Source organism: Kosakonia oryzendophytica, assembly GCF_027886705.1.
Taxonomy (GTDB): Bacteria; Pseudomonadota; Gammaproteobacteria; order Enterobacterales; family Enterobacteriaceae; genus Kosakonia; species Kosakonia oryzendophytica.
Genome location: NZ_CP115659.1, coordinates 3019723 through 3044532 on the forward strand (window position 1 = coordinate 3019723; position 24810 = coordinate 3044532).

At 53.7% G+C, this 24810-nt stretch carries 24 protein-coding genes and 1 pseudogene; 12 read left to right on the plus strand and 13 right to left on the minus strand.

The genetic code is table 11. The annotated features are described in order from the left end of the window. Window positions 1–50 precede the first annotated feature (50 nt). Window positions 51–797, plus strand: coding sequence for an acid phosphatase PhoC (phoC, locus tag O9K67_RS14600; RefSeq protein ID WP_061495029.1), 747 nt, complete (start codon window positions 51–53; stop codon window positions 795–797). 58 nt (window positions 798–855) lie between these two features. Here the strand turns inward: phoC and O9K67_RS14605 are convergent, their stop codons facing one another. Beyond that, window positions 856–1407, minus strand: a complete 552-nt coding sequence (locus O9K67_RS14605; protein WP_061495027.1) for an NAD(P)H nitroreductase — start codon at window positions 1405–1407, stop codon at window positions 856–858. A gap of 163 nt (window positions 1408–1570) precedes the next feature. Here O9K67_RS14605 and sppA point away from each other — a divergent pair, with 163 nt between their 5' ends. From sppA to pncA, 3 genes are all read left to right on the plus strand, one after another. Then, a complete protein-coding gene (gene sppA / locus O9K67_RS14610; RefSeq protein ID WP_061495025.1) occupies window positions 1571–3424 on the plus strand; it encodes a signal peptide peptidase SppA in 1854 nt (617 codons plus the stop codon). A 63-nt stretch (window positions 3425–3487) separates the two neighbouring features. Further along, the gene (gene ansA / locus O9K67_RS14615) at window positions 3488–4504 is read left to right on the plus strand and encodes an asparaginase (RefSeq protein WP_061499981.1); all 1017 of its coding nucleotides are present in this window, start codon (window positions 3488–3490) and stop codon (window positions 4502–4504) included. Window positions 4505–4514: 10 nt separating this feature from the next. Further along, on the plus strand, window positions 4515–5156 hold the full coding sequence (gene pncA, locus O9K67_RS14620; RefSeq protein ID WP_061495022.1) for a bifunctional nicotinamidase/pyrazinamidase: 642 nt from the start codon (window positions 4515–4517) through the stop codon (window positions 5154–5156). Between the two features lie 68 nt (window positions 5157–5224). Here pncA and O9K67_RS14625 read toward each other — a convergent pair whose 3' ends face one another. Next, window positions 5225–5500 carry a YeaC family protein gene (locus O9K67_RS14625; protein WP_061495020.1) on the minus strand — a complete coding sequence of 92 codons (276 nt, stop codon included), beginning with the start codon at window positions 5498–5500 and terminating at the stop codon, window positions 5225–5227. 39 nt (window positions 5501–5539) lie between these two features. Then, on the minus strand, window positions 5540–5953 hold the full coding sequence (msrB, locus tag O9K67_RS14630) for a peptide-methionine (R)-S-oxide reductase MsrB (protein WP_061495018.1): 414 nt from the start codon (window positions 5951–5953) through the stop codon (window positions 5540–5542). A gap of 342 nt (window positions 5954–6295) precedes the next feature. Here msrB and gapA point away from each other — a divergent pair, with 342 nt between their 5' ends. Both gapA and O9K67_RS14640 read left to right on the plus strand, forming a co-directional pair. Then, window positions 6296–7291: a glyceraldehyde-3-phosphate dehydrogenase gene (gene gapA, locus O9K67_RS14635; RefSeq protein ID WP_061495017.1), complete on the plus strand. Its 996-nt coding sequence runs from the start codon at window positions 6296–6298 to the stop codon at window positions 7289–7291. A gap of 75 nt (window positions 7292–7366) precedes the next feature. Continuing rightward, window positions 7367–8251, plus strand: a complete 885-nt coding sequence (locus O9K67_RS14640; protein ID WP_061495015.1) for a D-hexose-6-phosphate mutarotase — start codon at window positions 7367–7369, stop codon at window positions 8249–8251. A 43-nt stretch (window positions 8252–8294) separates the two neighbouring features. On the opposite strand, the gene O9K67_RS14645 is transcribed toward O9K67_RS14640, so the two are convergent. Together O9K67_RS14645 and O9K67_RS14650 are read right to left on the minus strand one after the other, a co-directional pair. After that, entirely contained in the window at window positions 8295–9152 is an 858-nt protein-coding gene (locus tag O9K67_RS14645; RefSeq protein WP_061495013.1) for an aldo/keto reductase, read from the minus strand. 91 nt (window positions 9153–9243) lie between these two features. Further along, window positions 9244–9990 carry a MipA/OmpV family protein gene (locus O9K67_RS14650; RefSeq protein WP_061495011.1) on the minus strand — a complete coding sequence of 249 codons (747 nt, stop codon included), beginning with the start codon at window positions 9988–9990 and terminating at the stop codon, window positions 9244–9246. Window positions 9991–10421: 431 nt separating this feature from the next. Here O9K67_RS14650 and yeaG point away from each other — a divergent pair, with 431 nt between their 5' ends. Further along, window positions 10422–12356 carry a protein kinase YeaG gene (yeaG, locus tag O9K67_RS14655; protein ID WP_061495010.1) on the plus strand — a complete coding sequence of 645 codons (1935 nt, stop codon included), beginning with the start codon at window positions 10422–10424 and terminating at the stop codon, window positions 12354–12356. Between the two features lie 66 nt (window positions 12357–12422). Then, window positions 12423–13706 (plus strand): YeaH/YhbH family protein, encoded by a 1284-nt coding sequence (locus tag O9K67_RS14660; protein ID WP_061495008.1) that lies wholly within the window; start codon window positions 12423–12425, stop codon window positions 13704–13706. A 452-nt stretch (window positions 13707–14158) separates the two neighbouring features. Here the strand turns inward: O9K67_RS14660 and O9K67_RS14665 are convergent, their stop codons facing one another. The 3 genes from O9K67_RS14665 to O9K67_RS14675 all read right to left on the minus strand — a co-directional run bounded on the left by O9K67_RS14665 (window position 14159) and on the right by O9K67_RS14675 (window position 17257). After that, window positions 14159–14686, minus strand: coding sequence for a carboxymuconolactone decarboxylase family protein (locus tag O9K67_RS14665; protein WP_061495006.1), 528 nt, complete (start codon window positions 14684–14686; stop codon window positions 14159–14161). A gap of 51 nt (window positions 14687–14737) precedes the next feature. Next, the gene (locus O9K67_RS14670) at window positions 14738–16408 is read right to left on the minus strand and encodes a carboxylesterase/lipase family protein (RefSeq protein WP_061495004.1); all 1671 of its coding nucleotides are present in this window, start codon (window positions 16406–16408) and stop codon (window positions 14738–14740) included. 72 nt (window positions 16409–16480) lie between these two features. Next, on the minus strand, window positions 16481–17257 hold the full coding sequence (locus O9K67_RS14675) for a cyclase family protein (RefSeq protein ID WP_061495002.1): 777 nt from the start codon (window positions 17255–17257) through the stop codon (window positions 16481–16483). Window positions 17258–17428: 171 nt separating this feature from the next. Here O9K67_RS14675 and O9K67_RS14680 point away from each other — a divergent pair, with 171 nt between their 5' ends. From O9K67_RS14680 to O9K67_RS14695, 4 genes and pseudogenes are all read left to right on the plus strand, one after another. After that, the gene (locus tag O9K67_RS14680) at window positions 17429–18022 is read left to right on the plus strand and encodes a TetR/AcrR family transcriptional regulator (RefSeq protein WP_271044602.1); all 594 of its coding nucleotides are present in this window, start codon (window positions 17429–17431) and stop codon (window positions 18020–18022) included. A 788-nt stretch (window positions 18023–18810) separates the two neighbouring features. After that, a complete protein-coding gene (locus tag O9K67_RS14685; RefSeq protein ID WP_245191444.1) occupies window positions 18811–19440 on the plus strand; it encodes a class I SAM-dependent methyltransferase in 630 nt (209 codons plus the stop codon). 126 nt (window positions 19441–19566) lie between these two features. Next, window positions 19567–20064, plus strand: coding sequence for a YbaK/prolyl-tRNA synthetase associated domain-containing protein (locus O9K67_RS14690; RefSeq protein WP_061494995.1), 498 nt, complete (start codon window positions 19567–19569; stop codon window positions 20062–20064). 160 nt (window positions 20065–20224) lie between these two features. Further along, window positions 20225–20672, plus strand: a pseudogene (locus O9K67_RS14695) (DUF441 domain-containing protein). Here O9K67_RS14695 and O9K67_RS14700 read toward each other — a convergent pair. The 5 genes from O9K67_RS14700 to O9K67_RS14720 all read right to left on the minus strand — a co-directional run bounded on the left by O9K67_RS14700 (window position 20655) and on the right by O9K67_RS14720 (window position 24732). After that, the gene (locus O9K67_RS14700; RefSeq protein WP_061494993.1) at window positions 20655–21347 is read right to left on the minus strand and encodes an amino acid ABC transporter permease; all 693 of its coding nucleotides are present in this window, start codon (window positions 21345–21347) and stop codon (window positions 20655–20657) included. The pseudogene O9K67_RS14695 and the gene O9K67_RS14700 overlap by 18 nt on opposite strands. Then, window positions 21337–22095: an amino acid ABC transporter permease gene (locus O9K67_RS14705; protein WP_061494991.1), complete on the minus strand. Its 759-nt coding sequence runs from the start codon at window positions 22093–22095 to the stop codon at window positions 21337–21339. The genes O9K67_RS14700 and O9K67_RS14705 overlap by 11 nt, the downstream gene beginning before the upstream one ends. Then, a complete protein-coding gene (locus tag O9K67_RS14710) occupies window positions 22095–22916 on the minus strand; it encodes an amino acid ABC transporter ATP-binding protein (protein ID WP_061494989.1) in 822 nt (273 codons plus the stop codon). The genes O9K67_RS14705 and O9K67_RS14710 overlap by 1 nt, the downstream gene beginning before the upstream one ends. A 1-nt stretch (window position 22917) precedes the next feature. Then, complete coding sequence (locus tag O9K67_RS14715) at window positions 22918–23742, minus strand: ABC transporter substrate-binding protein (protein WP_061494987.1); 825 nt, start codon at window positions 23740–23742, stop codon at window positions 22918–22920. Between the two features lie 204 nt (window positions 23743–23946). Beyond that, complete coding sequence (locus O9K67_RS14720; protein ID WP_061494985.1) at window positions 23947–24732, minus strand: AraC family transcriptional regulator; 786 nt, start codon at window positions 24730–24732, stop codon at window positions 23947–23949. Window positions 24733–24810: the final 78 nt, after the last annotated feature.

Sequence of the window (24810 nt, forward strand, 5' to 3'; positions counted from 1 at the left end):
AGAGCCTGAAAGGGCGACGGACGTTATCCAACACCAAGGAACCATGGCGAATGAAAAAAAATATTCTCGCATTTTGTCTTGCCAGCCTGCTTTCTACCAGCGCACTGGCGCTGGTGCCTGCGGGCAACGACGCCACCACCAAACCCGATCTTTACTACCTGAAAAACGCCCAGGCTATCGACAGCCTTGCCCTGCTGCCACCGCCGCCGGAAGTGGGCAGCATTGCTTTCCTGAACGATCAGGCCATGTATGAACAGGGCCGTTTGATACGTAACACCGAACGAGGTAAACAGGCTGCCGAAGACGCCAACCTGAGCGCAGGCGGCGTGGCGAACGCCTTCTCTGCCGCGTTTGGCTCGCCAATTACCGAAAAAGAAGCACCGCAGTTGCATAAGCTGCTGACCAACATGATTGAAGATGCTGGCGATCTGGCCACCCGCGGCGCCAAACAGAAGTACATGCGCATTCGCCCGTTTGCCTTCTACGGCGTACCGACCTGCAACACCAAAGAGCAGGATACGCTGGCGAAAAACGGTTCCTATCCTTCCGGTCACACGTCGATCGGCTGGGCAACCGCGCTGGTGCTCGCCGAGATCAATCCGCAAAGGCAGGATCAAATCCTGAAACGTGGTTACGATCTCGGGCAAAGTCGGGTGATTTGTGGCTACCACTGGCAGAGTGATGTGGATGCTGCGCGTATCGTTGGCTCAGCGGTCGTGGCGACGCTGCACACCAACCCGGCCTTCCAGCAGCAGTTGCAGAAAGCGAAAGACGAATTTGCCGCTCAACGCAAATAAGCCTTCAGAATGGCCCGGCGGCGTAACGCTGACCGGGCCAGCAAACCCTGTTTTTGGTTCAGAAATGCGTCACAAATGGCGCGGTATCCGGCACGCTGACCGTGGTTGAGGCTTTTAACTGCGGGGTGCCAAGATAAAGGAAACCAACAATTTTATCCTGTTCGCGACAGCCGAACGCTTCGCGCACCACCAGGCTGTCGGTCAACGGGCCGGTACGCCAGATCCCATTAAATCCCTGCGCCAGCGCAGCCATTTGCATCGCCATCACAGCGCAACCCGCCGAGAGCAGTTGCTCCCACTGCGGGACTTTGTGATGTTCCTGGCATTTTGCCACCACGGCAATAATCAGCGGCGCGCGAAACGGCGAGGTGCGCGCTTTTTCAATGCCCTTTTCATCCTGACCGGCTGCAATCGCCCCTTTCTCCAGCGTCTGGCTGAAGCGCTCGCGCCCTTCGCCCTCAATGACAAAGAAATGCCACGGTTGCAACGTGCCGTGATCCGGCGCACGCATACCTGCGCGCAAAATGTTATCCAGTTGTTCACCCTCCGGGGCCGGTTCCACCAACCGGGAAGCACTGCGACGGTTGACGAGAAGTTCTAGTGCATCCATTAGTTAAACTCCTGTATTGAAATTTGTTCATAAAATTAACACGCGCGTAGAATTTGTTACAGCGCCGGAGGCGATTCCTGCTGACAAGTTGCAGCAGGGTAATTAGGATAACCACACTTTGCCGCTCAGGGCAGCGGTGGGCGTTAACTACCAGGGAGAATACATGCGAACCCTTTGGCGTTTTATTGCCGGTTTTTTTAAATGGGCCTGGCGATTGCTGAGCTTTATCCGCAATCTGGTGCTGAACCTGTTCTTTATCCTGTTGGTGCTGGTCGGTGTGGGCATCTGGATGCAACTCAGCGCCGGCAAAGCCGAGCACAGCAGCCGTGGGGCCTTGCTGCTGGACATTTCCGGCGTGGTCGTCGATAAACCCAGCACCAGCAGCCGGTTGGGTGCGCTTGGTCGTCAGTTCTTTGGCGCCAGCTCCGATCGCCTGCAAGAGAACTCCTTGTTCGATATCGTCGAAACCATTCGCCAGGCTCAGGCCGATCGCAATATCACCGGTATTGTAATGGACCTGAAGAACTTTGCCGGGGCCGACCAGCCATCCATGCAATATATCGGCAAAGCGCTGCGTGCATTCCGCGACAGCGGTAAACCGGTCTATGCCGTGGCGGATAACTACAGCCAGGGTCAGTATTACCTTGCCAGTTTTGCCAATAAAATCTGGCTCTCACCGCAGGGCGTGGTCGATTTGCACGGTTTCGCCACGAACGGCCTGTATTACAAGTCACTGCTGGATAAGCTCAAAGTCACCACCCATGTGTTCCGCGTCGGCACGTATAAATCCGCCGTTGAACCGTTTATTCGTGACGATATGTCGCCAGCTGCGCGTGACGCAGATAGCCGCTGGATTAACGAGCTGTGGCAAAACTATCTCAATACCGTAGCCGCTAACCGTCAGATCACTGCACAGCAGGTGTTCCCGGGTGCGCAAGCGATGCTGGATGGTCTGCGTAAAGTCGATGGCGACACCGCAAAATATGCGCTGGATAATAAGCTGGTGGACGAGTTGGGTTCCGCCGCCGATGCGGAAAAAGCGCTGGTGAAACAGTTCGGCTGGAGCAGTGAAGATAAGAACTTCCGTGCCGTCAGCTTCTATGATTACCCGCTGAAGACCCCAAGCGATGTGGGCGATACCGTGGCGGTGATTTTTGCCAATGGTGCCATCATGGATGGCGAAGAAACACCGGGGAACGTGGGCGGCGATACTACCGCTTCGCAAATCCGCGATGCGCGTCTGGATCCGAAGGTGAAAGCCATCGTGCTGCGCGTTAACAGTCCGGGCGGCAGCGTCAGCGCCTCTGAAGTTATCCGTTCAGAACTGGCGGCAGCAAAAGCCTCCAGCAAACCGGTGGTGGTGTCGATGGGCGGGATGGCGGCCTCCGGTGGCTACTGGATTTCGACGCCGGCGAGCTACATTCTGGCAAACCCGAGTACATTGACCGGCTCAATTGGTATCTTCGGCGTGATCAATACGCTGGAAAACAGCCTCGACAGCATTGGCGTGCATACCGATGGCGTGGCGACATCGCCGCTGGCAGATATCAGCATGACCAAAGCGTTGCCGACGGAAGTGCAACAGATGATGCAGATCAGCATCGAAAACGGCTACAAACGTTTTATCACGCTGGTCGCCCAGTCACGTAACAGCACGCCGGAACAGATCGATAAGATTGCTCAGGGTCACGTCTGGACCGGCCAGGACGCCAAAGCCAACGGTCTGGTTGACGGGCTGGGCGATTTCGATGACGCGCTGGCAAAAGCCGCTGAACTGGCAAAACTCAAACAGTGGCATGTGGACTATTACGAAGAAGAGCCGAGCTTCTTTGACCGGGTGATGGACAGCATGTCCGGTTCCGTTCGCGCCATGCTACCGCAGGCATTACAGGCTTATCTGCCTGCGCCGCTGGCCAGCGCCGCGCTGGAAGTAAAAAATGAAACCGATAAGCTGGCGGTGTTCAACGATCCGCAAAATCGTTATGCGCTCTGTCTGAACTGCGCCAATATCCGTTAACATATCCCTACGCGTCCCCTCCCTATGGAGGGGATTTTTTTGATGCCGCAAGAACCGATAATTATGCCAAAAAAATCCATTTACGTTGCTTACACTGGCGGGACCATTGGTATGCAACGCTCCGAACACGGCTATGTGCCGGTATCTGGCCACCTGCAACGCCAGCTGGCGCTGATGCCTGAATTCCACCGTCCGGAAATGCCCGACTTTACCATTCACGAATATGATCCGCTGATGGACTCCTCCGATATGACGCCGGAAGACTGGCAACATATCGCTGACGATATCAAAGCGCATTACGACGAGTACGATGGTTTTGTCATTCTGCACGGCACTGACACTATGGCCTACACCGCGTCAGCACTGTCGTTTATGCTGGAAAATCTCGGCAAACCGGTAATTGTGACAGGGTCACAAATACCGCTGGCAGAGCTACGCTCAGACGGCCAAATCAATCTGCTCAACGCGCTGTACGTGGCAGCAAATTTTCCGATCAACGAAGTCTCACTGTTCTTCAATAATCGTCTGTTCCGGGGTAACCGCACTACCAAAGCCCATGCCGACGGTTTTGATGCGTTTGCTTCGCCTAACCTCGCTCCGTTGCTTGAAGCCGGTATCCATATTCGCCGTCTCGGTACGCCACCCGCCCCGCACACCTCTGGTGAACTGGTGGTGCATCCCATTACGCCGCAGCCGATTGGCGTGGTGACCATCTACCCGGGGATTTCCGCCGATGTGGTGCGCAACTTCCTGCGCCAGCCAGTGAAAGCACTAATCCTCCGCTCTTATGGCGTGGGTAACGCGCCACAAAATGGCGAATTCCTCCGCGAACTGCAAGAAGCAAGCGAACGCGGCATCGTGGTGGTGAACCTCACGCAGTGTATGTCCGGCAAGGTGAATATGGGCGGTTACGCCACCGGCAACGCCCTCGCCCATGCGGGCGTGATTGGCGGTGCGGATATGACGGTGGAAGCCACGCTGACTAAACTTCACTATCTGTTAAGCCAGGATTTGGACGCCGACGCGATCCGTACCGCGATGACGCAAAACCTGCGTGGTGAACTGACACCGGACGAGTGAGGAGAGAGCGATGACGCAACGCGCACTGCTGTTGGTGGATATTCAGAATGATTTCTGCGCGGGCGGCGCACTGGCTGTTGCTGAAGGCGACAGCACCGTGGATGTCGCCAACGCCATGATGGCGTGGTGTGGCGCGCGTGGCGACGCCGTGGTCGCCAGCCTCGACTGGCACCCGGCAGATCACGGCAGCTTCGCCAGTCAGCATAGCGTTCCGCCCTTTAGCCAAGGCAAGCTGGATGGGTTAGAGCAAACCTTCTGGCCAGATCACTGCGTGCAGAACAGCGCTGGCGCGGAACTGCATCCGTTGCTCAGGCAACAGGCTATCGATGCAGTGTTTCACAAAGGTGAAAATCCGCTGATTGACAGTTACAGCGCGTTTTTCGATAACGGTCACCGGCAGAAAACCGCGCTGGACGGCTGGTTGCGTCAGCATGGCATCACCGAGCTGATAGTGCTGGGATTAGCTACCGATTACTGCGTCAAATTCACCGTACTCGATGCCCTGCAACTGGGTTACCAGGTCAATGTGATCACGGATGGCTGCCGTGGCGTGAATCTGGATCCGCAGGATAGCCCGCAGGCATTTATGGCAATGGCCGCGGCCGGCGCCACACTCTATACACTGGCGGACTGGCAGGAAACGCAGCGCTGATTGTGCCAGAACACGCGTCAGGCGGAAGTGCGCTTCTGCCTGACTTTTCCTGGCGGGGCACCGTGCGATTATGACTTGAACGTCGCTATCGGTTTTACCGCAATGCCAAAATCTTCTTTCAGTTGCTGCTTGCTCTTCATCACCATCTGCCCGTTGGTATCGATAGTCATGTGTTGCGCATCGGTGTTATTTCGCGCCTGCCACAACATCACCAGTTGCAAGCTGTTCTCTTTTTGCTCCGGCGTCAGCGCGACGCCATCCGGCCATTTGCCTAACTCTACGGCGGTCACCAGACGCTGGTAGATCTCCGGCGTCATACTGTTAACGATTTGATCAACACTCATCCTGTTTAACTCCAATGGAATAATCGCTGAATCGATTTTTCAACCGCGTGTCTGGTCACCATTTTCCTCGTCGGTGAAGCTCAACGACGCGGAGTTGACGCAATAACGCTCACCGGTAGGTTGTGGCCCGTCCGGAAACACATGACCGAGATGGGCGTCACATTTCCCGCAGCGAATTTCCACGCGCTGCATACCATGAGAATAATCGTTGAGATAGCGGATAGCCTCTTCGCTCACCGGTTCGAAAAAGCTCGGCCAACCGCAGCCGGAATCATATTTGGTCTGAGAATGAAACAGCGCGGCATCGCACACCAGACAGTGATACACGCCGTCGCGTTTGTTATGCAGCAGACGCCCGGTAAACGGCGGTTCAGTGCCGTGGTTTTGCGTCACGTAAAACTGCATTTCCGTCAGATCTTTTTTCAGGTCGTTTTCAGAAGAATTATTCGCCATTTGCTCACATCTCACGCTAAAAAATCGACAACTTTTCAGCTCAATTCTAACAAAACATTAACACTCAGGTGTTAACTTTTGTTCTAAACTTAGCAGTTGCGTTAAAGCAGCCGGGGAATTGTGAGTGGCTTCACATTTTTCTCCTGTCTGACCTTTAAAATTCCGGGCGGCGTCCCCATGTGTGGACATGCTCAAAGGAAGAGTGAGGCGAGTCAGTCGAACAAAGGTTATGCGGAGGATTGATTTGTCGCAATGATTGACACGATTCCGCTTGACGCTGCGTAAGGTTTTTGTAATTTTACAGCCAACCTTTTATTCACTAACAAATAGCTGGTGGAATATATGACTATCAAAGTAGGTATCAACGGTTTTGGCCGTATCGGTCGCATTGTTTTCCGTGCTGCTCAGGAACGTTCTGACATCGAAATCGTTGGTATCAACGATCTGTTGGACGCTGAATACATGGCGTACATGCTGAAATATGACTCCACTCACGGCCGTTTCAACGGTACCGTAGAAGTGAAAGACGGCCACCTGGTTGTTAACGGCAAAACCATCCGTGTTACTGCTGAGAAAGACCCGGCTAACCTGAAATGGAACGAAATCGGTGTTGACGTTGTTGCTGAAGCGACCGGTATCTTCCTGACCGACGAAACTGCACGTAAACACATCACCGCTGGTGCGAAAAAAGTTGTTCTGACTGGCCCGTCCAAAGACAACACCCCGATGTTTGTACGCGGTGCTAACTTCGAAACTTACGCTGGCCAGGACATCGTTTCCAACGCATCCTGCACCACCAACTGCCTGGCTCCGCTGGCAAAAGTTATCAACGACAACTTCGGTATCATCGAAGGTCTGATGACCACTGTTCACGCGACCACTGCAACCCAGAAAACCGTTGATGGCCCGTCTCACAAAGACTGGCGCGGCGGCCGCGGCGCAGCACAGAACATCATCCCGTCCTCTACCGGTGCTGCTAAAGCAGTAGGTAAAGTACTGCCGGAACTGAACGGCAAACTGACTGGTATGGCGTTCCGCGTTCCGACTCCGAACGTATCCGTTGTTGACCTGACCGTTCGTCTGGAAAAAGCAGCGTCCTACGAAGAAATCAAGAAAGCCATCAAAGCCGCGTCTGAAGGCCCGATGAAAGGCGTTCTGGGTTACACCGAAGACGACGTTGTTTCTACCGATTTCAACGGCGAAGTGTGCACTTCCGTGTTCGATGCTAAAGCGGGTATCGCACTGAACGACAACTTCGTGAAACTGGTTTCCTGGTACGACAACGAAACTGGCTACTCCAACAAAGTTCTGGACCTGATCGCTCACATCTCCAAATAAGTTGAGATGAGAACATGATCTGAAAGAGCGACTTCGGTCGCTCTTTTTTTGTTTTGAAGACAGAGGATTGCGTTAATGATTAATAAAATTTTTGCACTTCCGGTAGTCGAACAAATTACCCCTGTTCTTTCCCGTCGCAAAATGGACGACCTGGATGTGATCGTTGTTGACCATCCGCAGGTAAAAGGTTCCTTCGCCCTGCAGGGCGCGCATCTGCTCTCCTGGAAGCCACAAGGTGAAGAAGAAGTGTTGTGGCTGAGCGGCAATACCCCGTTTAAAAACGGCGTCGCACTGCGTGGCGGCGTACCCGTATGCTGGCCATGGTTTGGCCCAGCCAAACAGCAAGGGCTGCCTGCGCACGGTTTTGCGCGTAATCTGCCATGGGTGCTGAAGGCCCATAACGAAGACGCCGCGGGCGTGGTACTGACATTTGAACTGCAAAGCAGCGATGCCTCTCGCAAATTCTGGCCGCACGACTTCACGCTGTATGCCCGTTATAAGCTGGGCGCAACCTGCGAAATGGAGCTGGAAGCCCACGGTGAATTTGAAACCACATCGGCCCTGCATACCTATTTCAACGTTGGCGATATCGCAGCGGTGAAAGTCAGCGGGCTGGGCGATCGCTTGATTGATAAAGTGAATGACGCCAAAGAAGATGTGCTGGCCGACGGTGTACAGACGTTCCCGGACCGTACCGATCGCGTCTATCTGAACGCAGAAGCCTGCAGCGTGATTCATGACGATGCGCTGAACCGTAAGATTGAAGTGATCCACAGCCATAATGCCAACGTGGTGGCATGGAACCCTGGCCCGGCGCTGTCCGCCAGCATGGCTGACATGCCAGATGACGGCTACAAGACCTTTGTCTGTGTGGAATCGGTCAATGCGACCGTACCGCAGAAAACCACCGAAGAGAAACCGTCCCGCCTGGCGCAGACTATCCGCGTGGTGAAACGTTAATCACTGTGCTTACCCTCTCCCAGTGGAGAGGGTAAAAAACGCATTACACCACATCCAGCGGCGTTTTACGGTTTGGCGCCGGGAAGGCTTTATCCAGTCGGGACAACTCATCAGGACTTAACGTAATGCCCAGTGCCGCCGCATTTTCTTCCACGTGCGCAATGCTTGCCGCTTTCGGAATGGCGATCACGCCCTGATGACTGACAACCCACGCCAGCAAAATTTGTGCCGCGCTTGCGCCATGCACATGGGCAATATCCTGCACCACGTGGTTTTCAAGCAGGCCGTCCCGCAGACGTCCCGCCTGCGCCAGGGGGCAATATGCCATTACCGGCATCCCTTGTTGCTGGCACCACGGCAGCAGATCATATTCAATACCACGCGATCCCAGGTGATATAGCACCTGATCGGTGGCACACGCGTTCCCTCCGGTCACGCGGAAAAGCTCCTGCATATCGCCATAGTCCAGATTGGAGACGCCCCAGCGGCGAATTTTCCCCTGCTGCATCAGCGTTTCCATCACGTCGACGGTTTCCGCCAGTGAATAATTACCGCGCCAGTGCAGCAGATAGAGATCGAGATAATCAGTCTTCAGACGGCGCAAGCTGGCTTCGCACGCAGCAATAGCTTTCTTGCCTCCGGCATTCCACGGGTAGACTTTGGAAACCAGAAAGACCTTATCGCGCAGGCCGCCCTGTAATGCGTCGCCAACCACCTCTTCCGCACCGCCGTCGGCATACATCTCCGCCGTATCGATAAGCGTCAGTCCCCGTTCGACGCCCGCCCGCAGTGCATCAACCTCGGACTTACGCAGCCGCGCATTCTCGCCCATATACCAGGTTCCCTGGCCCACGGCGGGGAGAGTAACCTGACCTGTAAACGTGACGTTTTTCTCTGCCATACCATCCTCCTGCGATAAACGCACCAGCGTAAAGCAAAACAGGGCCGAAGGCCCTGTTTTGATGCACAGATTGCACTGTTAAGGTGCACAATCAGAAACGGTAGGTCACCCCTGTGGATAACAGCCCCGCCCAGGACTTATCCACCATCGGGCTGTCTTTGATTTCATCAGACAGATGTGTGTAGCGCCCGGTACCGTACACGCTCCAGCTATCAGAGAGCCGGTAGCTCACGCTCAGCTCCAGATAAGGGCTCCAGCCATTGTCCGGATCGTAGCTGTTCAGACCGCTACGGCGCGCTTCGGCGCGGGAAACACCGTAGTAATATTCATTCTGTTTGTCACTCGCCCATTCCACACCAATACCCGGCGTTAACGTCAGATCGCCATTGGTGTAACGGTAGAGCCACGCCGCATCCCAAATAATACCGTTGCTGTTATCCAGCGTATCACCGGCAAGCGTCGTGCGCAGGAAACCATACGGCGTATTGTGGATATAAGAGAGCCCCGCCATTACCGTGGCTTTACGGCTGTCCAGTTGACGCAATTGATTGTTATCGCTGTTTTTCGGCTTGAAGCGCCACGGGGAGTAAAACGCGGTGATCGAGAGTTTGTCGGCGTCGTCATTCCACAGGTAATAACCGCCGCCCAAACCGCGGAACCAGAAATTATCACTCTCATAGGTGATAACGGGGACCGGGAGAACCTCTCTGTCGTACTGTTTGTACGGGGATTCAACCACCCCAACCCCTGCGCCAAGGGAAAAGGTATTTTCTGCGTTAGCGGCAAATGCGGCGCTTGCAGTCAGCACGCCCAATGCCAGGAGTTTGATTTTGGTCACAGTCCTTCCTTTCCTGTCGTCAAATAATTGCGTGAGAAGTTTAACCGCGCTGCACATCGACCCCAAATTTTTTTACCTAAACATTACAAAACTAAACTCACTACTCTGCGGTCATTAAATGACAGGCAGCTTGCAATTATATGACCAGCAGAAGACACCGCCACTTGACGCTTATCTCAAAAGCAGTTTTTTTTGGATGAGTTATTGATATGTCATTGAAATTGTTTTTTGACGGCATGCAAGTTTTGCAAAGCCATCTACGCTTAATTTAAGAAGACGTTTTTCCTGACACGCACCTGGTTAATGACTGGCAACCTGGCATAAGGGTTGCTGTATGACATTCAGCGTCGTTCAGTTAACGCTTCCGGGAGCCTCTACTACTCATATGAACGGCTCTTAACCTGTGCTAAAAAACGAAAGGACGGCATGCCATGAATATATTCGATCACTATCGCCAGCGCTATGAAGCTGCCAAGGACGAAGAGTTCACACTGCAGGAGTTTCTTGCAATATGTAAGCAAGATCGCAGTGCCTATGCTAACGCGGCAGAGAGGCTATTGATGGCCATTGGTGAGCCAGTGATGGTTGACACTGCCCAGGAGCCACGGCTTTCCCGTCTCTTTTCGAACCGGGTAATTGGACGCTACCCGGCGTTTGAAGAGTTCTATGGAATGGAAGAGGCCATTGAGCAAATCGTTTCTTATCTCAAGCATGCTGCACAGGGACTGGAAGAGAAGAAACAGATCCTTTATTTACTTGGCCCGGTGGGTGGGGGTAAATCGTCACTGGCTGAGCGCCTGAAATCGCTGATGCAACGGGTGCCTATTTACGTGCTGAGCGCAAATGGCGAGCGCAGCCCGGTCAACGACCATCCTCTGTGCCTGTTTAACCCCCAGGAAGACGCGCAGATCCTGGAAAAAGAGTACAACGTTCCACGGCGCTATCTCGGTACCATCATGTCGCCGTGGGCGGCAAAACGTCTGCATGACTTTGGTGGTGACATCAGTAAATTCCGGGTGGTTAAAGTGTGGCCGTCGGTTCTGGAGCAGATAGCGATTGCGAAAACGGAACCCGGTGACGAAAACAACCAGGACATTTCCGCGCTGGTGGGTAAAGTGGATATCCGCAAACTGGAAAACCACGCGCAAAACGATCCTGACGCCTACGGTTACTCCGGCGCATTGTGCCGCGCCAACCAGGGGATCATGGAATTCGTCGAAATGTTTAAAGCGCCTATCAAGGTGCTACACCCGCTGCTGACCGCCACGCAGGAGGGGAACTATAACGGGACCGAAGGGATTTCCGCCCTGCCCTTTAACGGCATCATTCTTGCCCACTCGAACGAATCAGAATGGGTACAGTTCCGTAATAACAAAAACAATGAGGCCTTCCTTGACCGTGTTTATATCGTCAAAGTGCCTTATTGCCTGCGCATCTCGGAAGAGATCAAAATTTACGAAAAACTGCTCAATCACAGTGAGTTGTCTCATGCGCCCTGCGCACCGGGCACGCTGGAAACACTGGCGCGCTTCTCAATTCTGTCGCGTTTGAAAGAGCCGGAAAACTCCAGTGTCTACTCCAAAATGCGCGTCTATGACGGTGAAAGCCTGAAAGACACCGACCCGAAAGCGAAGTCTTACCAGGAATACCGCGACTACGCCGGTGTGGATGAAGGGATGAACGGTCTGTCGACGCGTTTCGCCTTTAAAATCCTCTCCCGCGTTTTCAACTTCGACCATGTCGAAGTCGCGGCAAACCCGGTGCACCTGTTCTATGTGCTGGAGCAGCAGATTGAGCGCGAACAGTTCCCACAAGAGCTGGCGGAACGTTATCTGGAGTTCCTGAAAGGCTATCTGATCCCGAAATACGCCGAGTTCATCGGCAAAGAGATCCAGACTGCGTACCTGGAGTCCTATTCCGAATACGGGCAGAACATCTTTGATCGTTATGTCACCTATGCGGACTTCTGGATCCAGGATCAGGAGTACCGCGATCCGGATACCGGTCAGCTCTTTGACCGCGAAGCACTGAACGCGGAACTGGAAAAAATCGAGAAGCCCGCCGGGATCAGTAACCCGAAAGACTTCCGTAATGAAATCGTCAATTTCGTGCTGCGCGCTCGCGCCAACAACAGTGGCCGCAACCCGAATTGGACCAGTTACGAAAAACTGCGCACGGTTATCGAGAAAAAAATGTTCTCGAATACCGAAGAGTTGTTGCCGGTGATTTCGTTCAACGCCAAAACCTCAACCGACGAGCAGAAAAAACATGACGACTTTGTCGATCGTATGATGGAGAAAGGCTACACCCGTAAGCAGGTTCGCCTGCTGTGCGAATGGTATCTGCGTGTACGTAAATCATCATAACAACGCACAGGCCGCGTCACGGGCGCGGCCTGGCAGCAAAGTTGGCATACGCAGCGGGAGGGAACTATGACCTGGTTCATTGACCGGCGTCTGAACGGCAAAAATAAAAGCACGGTTAACCGCCAGCGATTTTTACGCCGTTATAAAGCGCAAATAAAACAGTCGATTTCCGAGGCGATCAACAAGCGCTCGGTGACCGATGTGGAGAATGGCGAATCCGTCTCCATCCCGACGGAGGATATCAGCGAACCGATGTTTCATCAGGGGCGCGGTGGTTTGCGCCATCGTGTACATCCGGGTAACGATCATTTTGTTCAAAACGACCGTATCGAACGCCCGCAGGGCGGCGGTGGCGGTGGTGGCAGCGGTCAGGGTGAAGCCAGCCAGGATGGTGAAGGACAGGATGAATTTGTTTTCCAGATCTCTAAAGATGAGTACCTCGATTTGCTGTTTGAGGATCTGGCGCTGCCGAACCTGAAAAAAAATCAGCAACGGCAGCTTAATGAATTTAAAACCCACCGTGCCGGCTATACCGCTAACGGTGTACCGGCGAATATCAGCGTGGTGCGTTCGCTACAGAACTCCCTCGCACGCCGCACGGCCATGACGGCCGGTAAACGCCGCGAACTGCGAGAACTGGAAGAGAGTCTGGATACGGTTGCCAAAAGCGAACCGGCACAACTGCTTGAAGAGGAACGATTACGCAAAGAGATTGCGGAACTGCGCGCGAAGATCGAGCGTGTGCCGTTTATCGACACCTTTGACTTACGCTATAAAAATTACGAAAAACGCCCTGAGCCCTCCAGCCAGGCTGTCATGTTCTGCCTGATGGACGTGTCCGGATCCATGGATCAGGCCACGAAAGATATGGCCAAACGGTTTTATATTCTGCTCTATCTGTTCCTGAGCCGGACATATAAAAACGTTGAAGTGGTCTATATCCGCCACCATACGCAGGCGAAAGAAGTGGATGAGCACGAGTTCTTCTACTCACAGGAAACCGGCGGCACGATTGTCTCCAGCGCCCTGAAGTTGATGGATGAAGTGGTCAAAGATCGTTACGACCCGGCGCAGTGGAATATCTATGCGGCGCAGGCGTCTGACGGTGATAACTGGGCGGATGACTCGCCGCTGTGTCACGAAATCCTGGCGAAGAAAATTCTGCCTGTGGTGCGTTACTACAGCTATATCGAGATCACTCGCCGTGCGCACCAGACGCTATGGCGCGAGTACGAACATCTGCAAACGATGTTCGATAACTTCGCCATTCAGCACATTCGTGACCAGGAAGATATTTATCCGGTGTTCCGCGAACTGTTCCACAAACAGAGCGCTACCTCAGGTAATTAAACCATAGAAATCAGCCAGTTAAGCTATTTTTTCTGGCTGATTTTTTCATTTTGAGCGTGAAGAAATTTCAAATAAGATCAGAAGCTTATGTCGGGTTTTGGGGAATGCTTTTCCGATATAAACAAGGGATTTTAAATCAGCCGCGTTGTCCCACATAAGCAATAAGTTAGTTTCACTTTTCATCATACCAATTCAAAAAACACACTCGTCCATTCAACGGCGTGCAGTTCCTTCTGGATGAATATTACGATGGTTTTTAAGTTAAAATGTGGCACTGCAATGTCCGCTATGCGCGAAGAGCGGACATGCTTCGCTGTCCGCTCCTCAGGATATTTATCGTGCTGGCCTCAGCAGCCCAAAGTAGATTTCACGATGTTATCCGCCGCCCAGAAGCCCGCCAGGCTCTACAGCCTATGGGATCCTGTTTTATGCCCGGTTTTATTTTCAATGCCTCAGGACATTTTTTCCCATGACGTCGGTCTCTCATCCAGTTCAACTTCCAGCGTTTCAAGGAAGCGTGCCGTCATCATGTAATGCCCGATCAACAGCGTGATTTCGGCTATTTCCTCCTCGCTGCAATAACGCCTGAGCGCATGAAATACCACGCCCGTCACTTTGACATGCTTCACACATTCGTCGGTAAAACGGACCACTGCCTGTGTTTTACCATCCAGTTTCTGAATATCGCCATCTTCAATGGCGTCGATATCGCTTTCACGCCAGCCGCTCTGCCTGGCTATTTCGACGTGCTGCATACGCTCATACGCGCTGTGGCTGAGCGCGGCGACCCGTAAAATCACCAACTCTCTGTCTTTGGCGCAAAGATGCCCCTGTCGGAATGAGGCGCCTAGCGTCAGATAGCCGTCCGTACACGCGCCGATGCGCAATAAGGCGCGAGTGAGGTTGGCAGGGAAACGCTGATAGAGAACCTGTTGTTCAGGCGTGAGGGAATCGACTTCGGGTAGGATAATACGTGCCATGATTGTGCCCCTTTTTGAGGGAAAGACTGGCGATGGCCAGTCTTTCGGCCTTTATTCTTTAAACGCTTGTTCCAGATGCTGACTCAGTCTTTCTTCAAGCTGGCGTACGCTATCGATGCCTACAGCAGAAAAGAGCTTTTCCTCTTGCTCAAGCAGTCGCTTCTGCGGGATCACCTCTTTGCCGAAACGAAGGATGGCCTGATTTTCCTCATCAAATTTCGGCCAGAGATCTTCGCCCCCATGCCGAATAAAGGCAGCGTAGTAGTTCCCCATGGCCCCGGCACTGTGTTTGAGTTCATCGATATCGATCCCATCGAATGCAGGCCATTGCGACAGCCGCTCCGGGTCGTAATTACGCCACAAAAACGGCATATCGCCAGTGTGGACCGCCCGTAGCTCTCCACCCCACCCTGGGAGATCGTAGCTGAACTGGAAAAGCCAGGTCGGCACACCTAACCGGGTAAAGTGTCTGGCTATTTTCAATGATGAAAACTTAAAGAACTCAAAAGACATAATGTTGGAGAGAATATGTCCCGGCTCCCGATGTTCCGGATAGAGTTCTGTATACCCTTCGTACAGTTGCTGAGCGCCGTCACTGCCATAAATCGGCGTCAGGACGTCGAGAACATCCTGTACACCGCCATGACGTAGGGTTTCGGTATGACCGCGGAAAAACTGCCATTCATCTTTGGCGAAACCAATCATCAGCTCGTTGACCGTATCGGCAGCCGCGTGGCTGGAGAGATATTCAGCAGGGTGTTGCGGGATCCATTCGCCGTCAACCACGCCACCCAGAGGGCGCCAGGCGATATTTTTGTCCGGATGGAAAAAGCGCGTTAAGACATTCTGCACCGCCAGAAAGTGTTCGGGATCGATGTCGGCGAGCGCTTCAGGGGACGAGATATCCAGTAAGGAGAGATATTTCTCCGCCACCCGGACCGCCTGCGCCTGATTTTGGGTACACCAGACATTGAAAGGAGATAATGACTGGATAATGGCCCGACGGAAAAATTTCCGGGCTGGCGCATAAGTCAGCAGATGCGAGACGGCGGTCGCGCCGCAGGATTCGCCGCCAATAGTGACATTATCTGGATCTCCTCCGAACGCGGCGATATTCTCATGCACCCATTGCAAGGCGGCGAGTTGATCTTTCAAACCCAGGTTGATGGCTTCGGGAAACGCATCGCTGATTAAACCAAGATGCACCCAGCCCAGCGCCCCCAAACGGTAATTGGGCCGGACGACAATGATATTTTCCTGCCGGGCAAGATTGGCGCCGTCTTCCAGATGAAACGATCCCGAACTGACCGCGTTGGCGCCGCCGTGATAATACACGTAGACCGGTAATTTTTTCCCGCCTGCATTCTCCGGGACCCAGACATCAAGGTACAGACAGTCTTCGCTGATATTTTCGTGATGGTAGGTTTTCCCCACGTAAGCGGGCCAGGCAGGAACGCCCGGCACGCCGGGGTCGATGCGCTTAACCTGCGCCATGACGGCGTGCGTGTTGTTCAGGTTCATCTGAAAGGACGCCGGTCCTGAAGCCACTGCGTTTCTGATCCCCTCCCAGGGAGAAAGGGGCTGTGGGTTGCGAAACCGTAGTGAACCGACCGGGGGTCGGGCGTAAGGGATGCCGCGGAAAATATCCAGCGCGTTTTCGCGCAGACCCTGAATCCGGCCTTGCCGGGTCGTGACGATGGGTGAACGGGTTTCTGTATGCATGGAACACCTCTGTTTTCGATGATGGCGATCTCTCGCCAGTGTCGGCTTGAGCGTGATGAAGAGAGTGAAGGGTTATTCATCGACCAGTGCGATGGTTCTGGACCAGCCAGCCGAGGCCCGATGGACTTTTATCGGCAGGCTGATGACCGTAAATCCGTCATCCGGTAATGAATCCAGCGCGGAGAGTTTTTCAATCTGGCAGTAGGGTGTTTCTTTTCCGGCATAGTGTCCTTCCCAGATCAGGGAGGAATCGCCTGTTTGCTGATAACGCGCACGGGTATAAGCGAACGGCGCATCCCAACTCCAGGCGTCGGTGCCAACCAGACGTACGCCTTTTTGCGTCAGATAAAGCGTGCCGCTTCGCCCCACGCCGCAGCCGCGTTCAAGGTAATCCTCACGGCCGTAGCGATCGCCAGCCGCCGTGTTGATCAAAACGATGTCTCCCGCAGAGAGGGTATGGCCGATGCGGGCGAATTCTTTATCCAGATCCGCCGGACCAATGACATAGCCGTCGGGGTACTGGCGAAAATCGAGCTTCACCCCTGGACCGATACACCAGCTCAGGGGGATTTCATCAATGGTCAGAGATCGACCGCCATCCTTCATGTGAGAATGGTAGTGCCATGGCGCATCCATATGAGTGCCGGCGTGGGTGCTCATGCTGACGAACTCCACCGCCCAGCCCTCTTTTTCCGGCAAGTCGTCCGGACTGAGCCCCGGAAACATCGCGGCAAGCTGAAGCGCCCCTGCCGCATGGCTATGGTAATCGATGGAAGGTAAAAACGGCGGCGGATCGGAGGGGATGCCGTTTTGCAGACTGACGGAAAGATCGATGATGCGCTGTTTCATTACTGCTCTCCATTTCTAACCAGAACACCCCAACAGGAGACGAAATGCGGTGGCGCTATTGGATTATCCCCTGTTTAGTTCTATAGTTGCACTCCGCAGTGCAACCGCCAATGCACTGCACTGTGCAGTGCATTTCATAAAAAGTCAAAGACAATGGTGAAAAAAAACACAATGGCAACACCGTCTGCTGAAAAAATTCTGGATTCGGCCATGAATGTCCTGCTGACGCAGGGCTACGACGCGGCAAGCATGGATGACATCGCTGCGAGCGCCGGGGTATCCCGCCGCACCTTGTTCAATCAGTTTTCAACGAAGGAAGTGTTGTTCGAAAAGGCTATTGAGTATTTCTGGTCGCGTTTACCCGTTGTACAACTCTCTACTACGCAGGAAGCCTTGGCCGATCCGCAAACGGGATTGATGCAAATTGGCCTGGCCATCGCGGATTTCTGGGCAGCGGATACCTCCATAAAACTCGCCCGAATGATTGTTCGCGAGAGCGAACGTTTTCCCTCTCTGGCCAAAAACTATCTGGAGTTAGGTAAAGTGCCCGCCCTGGGTTCGCTCATTCGTTACCTTGCCCAGCAGAACGCCGCCGGTAATCTGAAAATGGAAGATACGGATCTGGCAGCCCGTCAGTTCGTAGGAATGATTAATGAGCCTCTGGTGTGGTTTCGTGTGTTAGGACTTAAGGATGAAGCGAATATCACTCAACGCGAGCGGGTGGTACAGGAAGCGGTCAGGACGTTTTTAAGCCGCTATGCTTAAGCCACACGCCGCTTATCTTTATCTATCTACGGAGAGCGGACACGCAGTTATGCTCCCGGTTCAGGTAGTGAGCCCCTGTTCGCTAAGCGGGTTCACTCCTTTCAAGCTAAGTTTGTTATGACCAACCCATTACTTTAATAGAAGCAGACATGTCCAATGTCCGCTCCTGGCACAAAGCGGCTTTTAAGATATGGGACTCTGACATGAGGTGTCAGAGGTCGGAGGTTCAAATCCTCTCGTGCCGACAAAAATATCCCGAAAAACCAGTAACTTGAGACTGTTTTTTATCTGCGATTTTGGAAAGGTTAAATGAAGGTAAAACCTCTGACGAATTAAACCACCCAGTTATCCTTTCTACCCGGTTAATAGTGTGTACGTCAGCACGCCGAAAACCGATACGTTGTTCAGCGTTTTCCCCTTAAGGCCTCTCTGTTATCGGTAATAAGGCCTATCCATTTCGCAAACTGACTGTGGTCGTCATACAGTACCAGCACCTTGTCTCCGTCGTCTGGTTGTCGTGTAAGCATCCCGCACAACCGGCCCTTTTCCTCCTCCCCCCGATCCGCACTGTTTTGTGACCAGGCTCACAACGCCCCCGCTCTATGGGTCTAAAGCATGAATTGCCGTGCAAAATCGCAGCTATTTCCCGGCTTGCGCAAAAATTAATGTGGCACATTTTAATCATTGCAAATCGTGGCGCAGACTGGCGCAGCGATGACTGAACAGAGACAGGGTGAAAGAGAATGCTTGATCTGGAGGACTTGAAGGTCTTCATACAAGACGCAGAAATGAAACTTTTCATTGACAGCATCTGGGACACGCTCGGTGAAACATTCACCCAGACACAGTTGATTCTGCCGCCGGAAATGGCCATGCCCCGTCGGGAACTGTCGTTCCATGACCATGTGAAACTGCTGGGTTATCTGTGCTGGTTAATCACTAACTCCGGCGCGGAAGGCGACATCATCGAAATCGGCGTCTGGAAAGGCAAGTCCAGCGCGTTTATGAATGAGATCTGCAACCGGCAACGTCGCATCATCAGTATCGACCCGATGGAACTGACCAACCAGCCTCTGGAGCTGGGCTTCTATCACAAACATATCTTCCCGGAGGTCAATTTAGTCCGCGGTTACTCCGAGCGAAGCATTGAGCGCGTACTGGAATTCGCGCCAAAAACCGTTTTGCTGCATATTGATGGTGGTCACCTCAAGCAGCATGTGCTGGTGGATTTTCTGCTCTACTCCCCCACTGTCGTCAGCGGCGGATTCATCGTGTTCGATGACTATCGCGACCACAGATACTCTCCGGAAGTCGGCCCCGCGGTTGATCTGCTGCGTGCAGGTGGTTTCTTTAACGGGTTCGATGTTATTGGTAGCGTTCCGGGTTTTGAAAACAGCTACCTTTTGCAGAAAAAATAAACAGTACACACAAAGCGTTGTTTGTAGTGCTTGTATTTTTTGCCGCCTGAACAGGCGGCTTTTTTATTCTCATCATCCGTTGCGTGGATTATCCTTGATGTTCTTCAACTCTGTCGGGAGACATTCATGTCTGAGATTGCCAGCCGTAACGTCCACCAGCATTTGCTGACCCTCCTTGAACAACACAACGCGCGTTTTCATGTAGTGGAACACGACGCTGTCGGCAAATGCGAAGCAGTCAGTGAAATTCGCGGGACAGCACTGGGCCAGGGCGCTAAGGCGCTGGTATGCAAAATCAAAGGAAACGGCGTCAAAAAACATGTTCTGGCGATACTCGCCGCGGATCTTCAGGCCGATCTCTCCCGCCTGGCGCAGCACTTTGGCGGACTGAAAGCCTCCCTGGCAAGCCCGGCGGAAGTGGACGAATTAACCGCCTGCGTATTCGGCGCGATCCCCCCCTTCAGCTTTCATCCGGCACTGCAACTGGTTGCAGACCCGATCCTGTTTCAGCGTTTTGACGACATTGCCTTTAACGCCGGACTACTGGAAAAATCCGTCATTCTGAATACCCAGGATTATCTGCGTATTGCTCAGCCAGAACTGGTGGATTTTCGCCACGTCTGACACCCGTCGTGCAGGGCGACCATCCTCATCCATGCAATTAAGCAGTAAGGTTCCGTTTCTGGCAACTGCCTGAATTTCATCTGCCGATAGAAAATTGTCTGTTTCATCACGCATTTGCGCGTAGAGTAAACAGGTTTCATTTTTGGCAAGGAACCTCTGTATGTTTGATACCACGCTGTTTATTTTGCTCGCACTCGCGGCGCTCGGTTTTGTCAGTCATAACACCACGGTCGCCGTTTCTATTCTCGTGCTGATTATTGTGCGCATCACGCCACTCAACGCCTTTTTCCCGTGGATTGAAAAACAGGGACTGACGATCGGCATCATCATCCTGACCATTGGCGTGATGGCACCGATAGCCAGCGGAACGCTGCCGCCATCGACGCTGCTGCACTCCTTTGTTAACTGGAAATCGCTTATCGCGATTGCCGTTGGCGTGTTTGTTTCCTGGCTTGGCGGGCGTGGCGTCACGCTGATGAGTTCACAGCCGTCGCTGGTGGCGGGATTACTGGTGGGGACTGTATTAGGTGTGGCCCTGTTCCGGGGGGGGGCCGGTCGGGCCACTGATTGCAGCGGGTCTGGTGTCGTTGCTAATTGGCCGGCAGTGATGCGCGCCGTTGCCCGCGTTTAACGGCACACTCCAGCGCGCTACACAGCAGGTAATACACCAGACCGGTAAAAATAAATAACGCGGCCGGATACACCTGCACCCGGTTATTCACCTGCCCTGCGACGGTGGTCAACTCCGGTACATTAACTATAAACGCCAGCGAGGTGTCTTTCAGCAGGGCTATCAGCAACCCGACGTAAGACGGCAGTGCATTGCGTAGCGCCTGCGGCAACAACACCAACCGCAAAATCGCGATACTACCAAACCCGCTGCTGAGCGCCGCTTCATATTGCCCTTTCGGCAACGCACCCAACGCCGCCAGCGTGGAGTACATCACCGAGGCGGAGGTAAACCACGCCAGCGCCAGCGTCACGGTCACCGCCCCCGGTAAATCAGCGCCGGTCAACCACGGTAACAAGAACCACAGCCAGAAGATGACAAAGATCAGCGGAATACCGCGGATCAGCTCCGCCCACAGGAACAATATCTTGCGCGGCCAGCCGGGAAAACGCCATGCGAAACACGCCAACAACATGCCACCGGGGAAAGCCAGCAGCGCCGCGCCTGCGGTCATCAGCAACGAGAGCAATACGCCGCCCACCTCGCCTTGCGCCGCGCGCCCCCACAGTAAATAGTCGAGGTTTTCGGCAATCACCGACATGTTAGCAATCACGGCGCACCTCCGCTGTACGTTGCCGCATGCGCCAGCTTCGCGGCACATTGAACAGTAAACTCATGACCAGGCCCAACACCAGATAGAGCACGCTACCAATGGCAAATGCCTCCAGCGCATGGGCGTTGTAGCTTTCAATTTGCCGGGTCTGATAGGTCAGCTCGGCAAAGCCAATCCCGGTCGCCAGCGACGAGAGTTTCATCAGATTGAGATACTGTCCGACTACAGGTTGCCAGGCGTTGTGCAACCCCTGCGGCAGCAGCACCCAGCGAAACAGCGCCAGATTGCTGAAGCCCTGTGATTGCGCGGCTTCAACCTGTCCACGCGGCACCGCCAGCAACCCCGCCTGGATCTCCTCCACCAGAAACGCGGCGGTAAACAAACCCAGCGCCCATGCCGACGAAAGAAACTCCGGCGTCAACCACCAGACATCACCCGGCAGGATACTGAATGCATGATCGTCATTCACATACTGACGAAAACTCTGCGGCAACAGGTTCCATGCGGCGAAATACCAGAACAGCAGTTGCACCAGCAGCGGCGTATTACGAAACAGCGACACCCACACCGCTACCGCGCCACGCCCCACCGTTCCCCCCGCCAGCCGCAGCGCCAGCAGCAGTACCGTGAGCAGGGTTGCCAGCGCCGTACCGGCGATGGTCACCCAGACGGTGGTCAGAAAACCGGAGGTGATCCATTGTGCGGGTTGCCCGGTCAGCACACCCGCCCAGTCAAGGTGCAACCCCATCACAACTCCTTGCTATCGGCATGCAGTGGATTGAGTACTTTCTGCAAAAAGCGTTGTGCACGGGGATGCTGCGGCGCAGAGAAAAATTGCGCCGGGGTCGCCTGCTCAAGGATTTCACCACCGTCGATAAAGATCACCCGGTCGGCAATTTCACGGGCAAACTGCATTTCATGCGTCACCACGATGAGGGTTATGCCGCTGTGCGCCAGCGATTTCATCACCTGAAGCACCTCGCCAATCATTTCCGGATCCAGCGCCGAGGTAGGCTCGTCAAACAGAATGATATGCGGATCCGCCGCCAGTGTACGGGCAATGGCTACCCGCTGCTGCTGGCCGCCGGACAACTGCGCAGGATAGTGGCGGGCTTTATCCTCTAGCCCGACGCGCGCCAGCAATGCCATCGCGATATCCCGCGCCTGGGCTTCCGTTTTGCCATGAATGCGCCGCAGCGCGAGGGTGATATTGTCCAGCGCGTTAAGGTGTGCATAAAGATTGAATTGCTGGAAGACGAAGCCAACGTGGCGACGCAGTTCGCGCAACCCCTTCCCTGTTAGCTGGCTGGTCGGCTGCCCATCAACGTAGATCTCGCCGCCGCTGAGGGTTTCCAGTTGGTTAATCAGCCGGATAAGTGTGGACTTGCCTGACCCGGAAGGTCCGCACACCGCCAGCACTTCGCCTGCGGCAACCTGCAAATCAATATTATTTAATACTGTATTATCGCCATAGCGTTTACTCACTCGGCGAAATGCAACCGTGCCTTTTTCCACGGGCAACACCTCCGTGGCCGTAGCCACAGAGGCGGAGAACAGACCTGCCAACATATTACTTCGCTTCTATCGTAAAGCTGCGCGGAGCCGGGGTTTTGGTTTGCGGGCCAAACCAGGTATCGTAGATTTTCGCGGCTTCACCGGTTTTCTCAAGGTTAACCAGTTCATCGTTCACCGCTTTCAGCAACGCGGGTTCACCTTTGCTGACGCCCACACCAATCTCTTCTTTCGACAGCAGATCCGGCAGGATTTTAAATTTGGCCTTGTCCGGCGCTTCCGCCAGCAAACCGGCAAGAATAGTGCTGTCCTGGGTGATCGCCTGCACGTTGCCGTTACGCAGTGCGGTTAAAGCCAGTGGAATATCGTCATACGCCAGCACGCGGGATTGCGGGAAACGCTGATGCAGCGCCTGCTCGCCAGTCGTGCCTTTCACCGCGCCAATACGTGCTTTGCTGTACGCATCCAGTTTGTCTGCTGCTGTAGCGGGTACCAGGAACTGCTGCCCGGTAACAAAATAGGGCGTTGAAAAGTCGATTACCTGCGCACGTTCAGGCGTGATGGTGATATCCGCAACAATCAGATCCACTTTGCCGGATTGCAACAGCGGAATACGGTTCGCCGGATTGGTCGCCACCAGTTGCAGTTTTACGCCGAGGCTTTTTGCCAGCGCTTTCGCGAAGTCCACATCATAACCGACAATATCGTGAGTTTTCGGGTCGATAGCACCAAACGGCGGGTTTGCATCGAAGGTGGCGATTTTAACCACGCCTGCGGCTTTGATATCGGCCAGTTTGTCCGCATGCGCGGAAAAAGAGAGTGCTGAAAGCAGCGCCAGTGCGCTAAATGCACCGATTTTTGTTGTGTGTAATGAGGTTGCCATGCTGATCCTTTCGCCCTGTTATCGTGTTGATTTCAGCGCTAAATTCACATAACCCCCTTCATCAGACAAATATCAAAAAGTGCATTGATTATCTGAAAAAGTTATTAAAACTATTTTGCCCATACTAATAGCTTATCTTTTATCGCCTGCCAGCATAAACCTGTCTAACCCACACAAAAATAAAGGAATAAGCAGCAGAAAATGTTACGCACCACCCACGCCGCTCAGGTAACGGCCAGGCGTCTGTCCGAGCCCTTTTTTAAACATGGTGATAAATGCCGTTGTCGAGTCATACCCTAACGTGTGGGCTATCTGCTGTACCGACTGGCCGCCAATCAGCAAGCGCAGCGCAAGGATCAGCTGCATTTGATGCCGCCAGCGACGAAAGCTTAAGCCTGTCTCTTTCACCACCAACCGCGCCAGATTACGCTCACTCATGGCAAACGTCTGAGCCCACTGCGCCAGGGTTTGTCTGCCAGCTGGATCGGCTTCCATGCTCTCCACCATCTGATAAATCTTCGGGTGCGACGACACCGGCAACTGTAGTTGCATTTGCGGTTGTTCTGGCAACTCATCAAACAGCACCTGCACCAGCCGTTGCGTGGCAGGCTGCCGCCGCTGCGCAGGCGAACGTGACGCCAGGGCGACAATAAGCTCACGCACCAGCGAAGACGTTTTTAATGTACAGCAGTGCTGCGGCATCACCACCGACCAGGGTTCGATAAACAAAAAATAGAGTTGCGCCCCCGGCGTGGCGTGATTGCTGTGGGGAACAAGGCCCGGTAACCACATCGCATGGTGCGGCGGCACCATCCAGCGAGCATGCTCAACTTCACAGGTGATCGCCCCTTTCAGCGCCAGAATCAACTGCCCTTTGCGATGACAGTGCGCCGGGATCCGCTGCTCATCTTCATTGACGGTAATGCTGAATGCCACCGCCGCCTCCTGCTGGCTATCAGGATCGTAACCACCAAGGCCGAGTCCGTGCATCAATTTGTCCGAATTTAGCGATAAACTGTCATTTTAGCTTGATTCAAACAGGAGAAAAAATCGTTATCGTAACCCTCT

What these genes read in the sequence shown, in the direction of transcription:
- O9K67_RS14685 (WP_245191444.1), top strand. Translation starts at nt 18,811, where the DNA reads ATGAAACTTTTCATTGACAGCATCTGGGACACGCTCGGTGAAACATTC.
- O9K67_RS14715 (WP_061494987.1), bottom strand. Translation starts at nt 23,742, where the DNA reads ATGGCAACCTCATTACACACAACAAAAATCGGTGCATTTAGCGCACTG.
- ansA (WP_061499981.1), top strand. Translation starts at nt 3,488, where the DNA reads ATGCCAAAAAAATCCATTTACGTTGCTTACACTGGCGGGACCATTGGT.
- O9K67_RS14720 (WP_061494985.1), bottom strand. Translation starts at nt 24,732, where the DNA reads ATGCACGGACTCGGCCTTGGTGGTTACGATCCTGATAGCCAGCAGGAG.
- O9K67_RS14605 (WP_061495027.1), bottom strand. Translation starts at nt 1,407, where the DNA reads ATGGATGCACTAGAACTTCTCGTCAACCGTCGCAGTGCTTCCCGGTTG.
- O9K67_RS14675 (WP_061495002.1), bottom strand. Translation starts at nt 17,257, where the DNA reads ATGAAACAGCGCATCATCGATCTTTCCGTCAGTCTGCAAAACGGCATC.
- msrB (WP_061495018.1), bottom strand. Translation starts at nt 5,953, where the DNA reads ATGGCGAATAATTCTTCTGAAAACGACCTGAAAAAAGATCTGACGGAA.
- sppA (WP_061495025.1), top strand. Translation starts at nt 1,571, where the DNA reads ATGCGAACCCTTTGGCGTTTTATTGCCGGTTTTTTTAAATGGGCCTGG.
- O9K67_RS14710 (WP_061494989.1), bottom strand. Translation starts at nt 22,916, where the DNA reads ATGTTGGCAGGTCTGTTCTCCGCCTCTGTGGCTACGGCCACGGAGGTG.
- O9K67_RS14625 (WP_061495020.1), bottom strand. Translation starts at nt 5,500, where the DNA reads ATGAGTGTTGATCAAATCGTTAACAGTATGACGCCGGAGATCTACCAG.
- O9K67_RS14690 (WP_061494995.1), top strand. Translation starts at nt 19,567, where the DNA reads ATGTCTGAGATTGCCAGCCGTAACGTCCACCAGCATTTGCTGACCCTC.
- O9K67_RS14640 (WP_061495015.1), top strand. Translation starts at nt 7,367, where the DNA reads ATGATTAATAAAATTTTTGCACTTCCGGTAGTCGAACAAATTACCCCT.
- O9K67_RS14670 (WP_061495004.1), bottom strand. Translation starts at nt 16,408, where the DNA reads ATGCATACAGAAACCCGTTCACCCATCGTCACGACCCGGCAAGGCCGG.
- gapA (WP_061495017.1), top strand. Translation starts at nt 6,296, where the DNA reads ATGACTATCAAAGTAGGTATCAACGGTTTTGGCCGTATCGGTCGCATT.
- O9K67_RS14645 (WP_061495013.1), bottom strand. Translation starts at nt 9,152, where the DNA reads ATGGCAGAGAAAAACGTCACGTTTACAGGTCAGGTTACTCTCCCCGCC.
- pncA (WP_061495022.1), top strand. Translation starts at nt 4,515, where the DNA reads ATGACGCAACGCGCACTGCTGTTGGTGGATATTCAGAATGATTTCTGC.
- O9K67_RS14660 (WP_061495008.1), top strand. Translation starts at nt 12,423, where the DNA reads ATGACCTGGTTCATTGACCGGCGTCTGAACGGCAAAAATAAAAGCACG.
- O9K67_RS14705 (WP_061494991.1), bottom strand. Translation starts at nt 22,095, where the DNA reads ATGGGGTTGCACCTTGACTGGGCGGGTGTGCTGACCGGGCAACCCGCA.
- O9K67_RS14680 (WP_271044602.1), top strand. Translation starts at nt 17,429, where the DNA reads ATGGCAACACCGTCTGCTGAAAAAATTCTGGATTCGGCCATGAATGTC.
- phoC (WP_061495029.1), top strand. Translation starts at nt 51, where the DNA reads ATGAAAAAAAATATTCTCGCATTTTGTCTTGCCAGCCTGCTTTCTACC.
- yeaG (WP_061495010.1), top strand. Translation starts at nt 10,422, where the DNA reads ATGAATATATTCGATCACTATCGCCAGCGCTATGAAGCTGCCAAGGAC.
- O9K67_RS14665 (WP_061495006.1), bottom strand. Translation starts at nt 14,686, where the DNA reads ATGGCACGTATTATCCTACCCGAAGTCGATTCCCTCACGCCTGAACAA.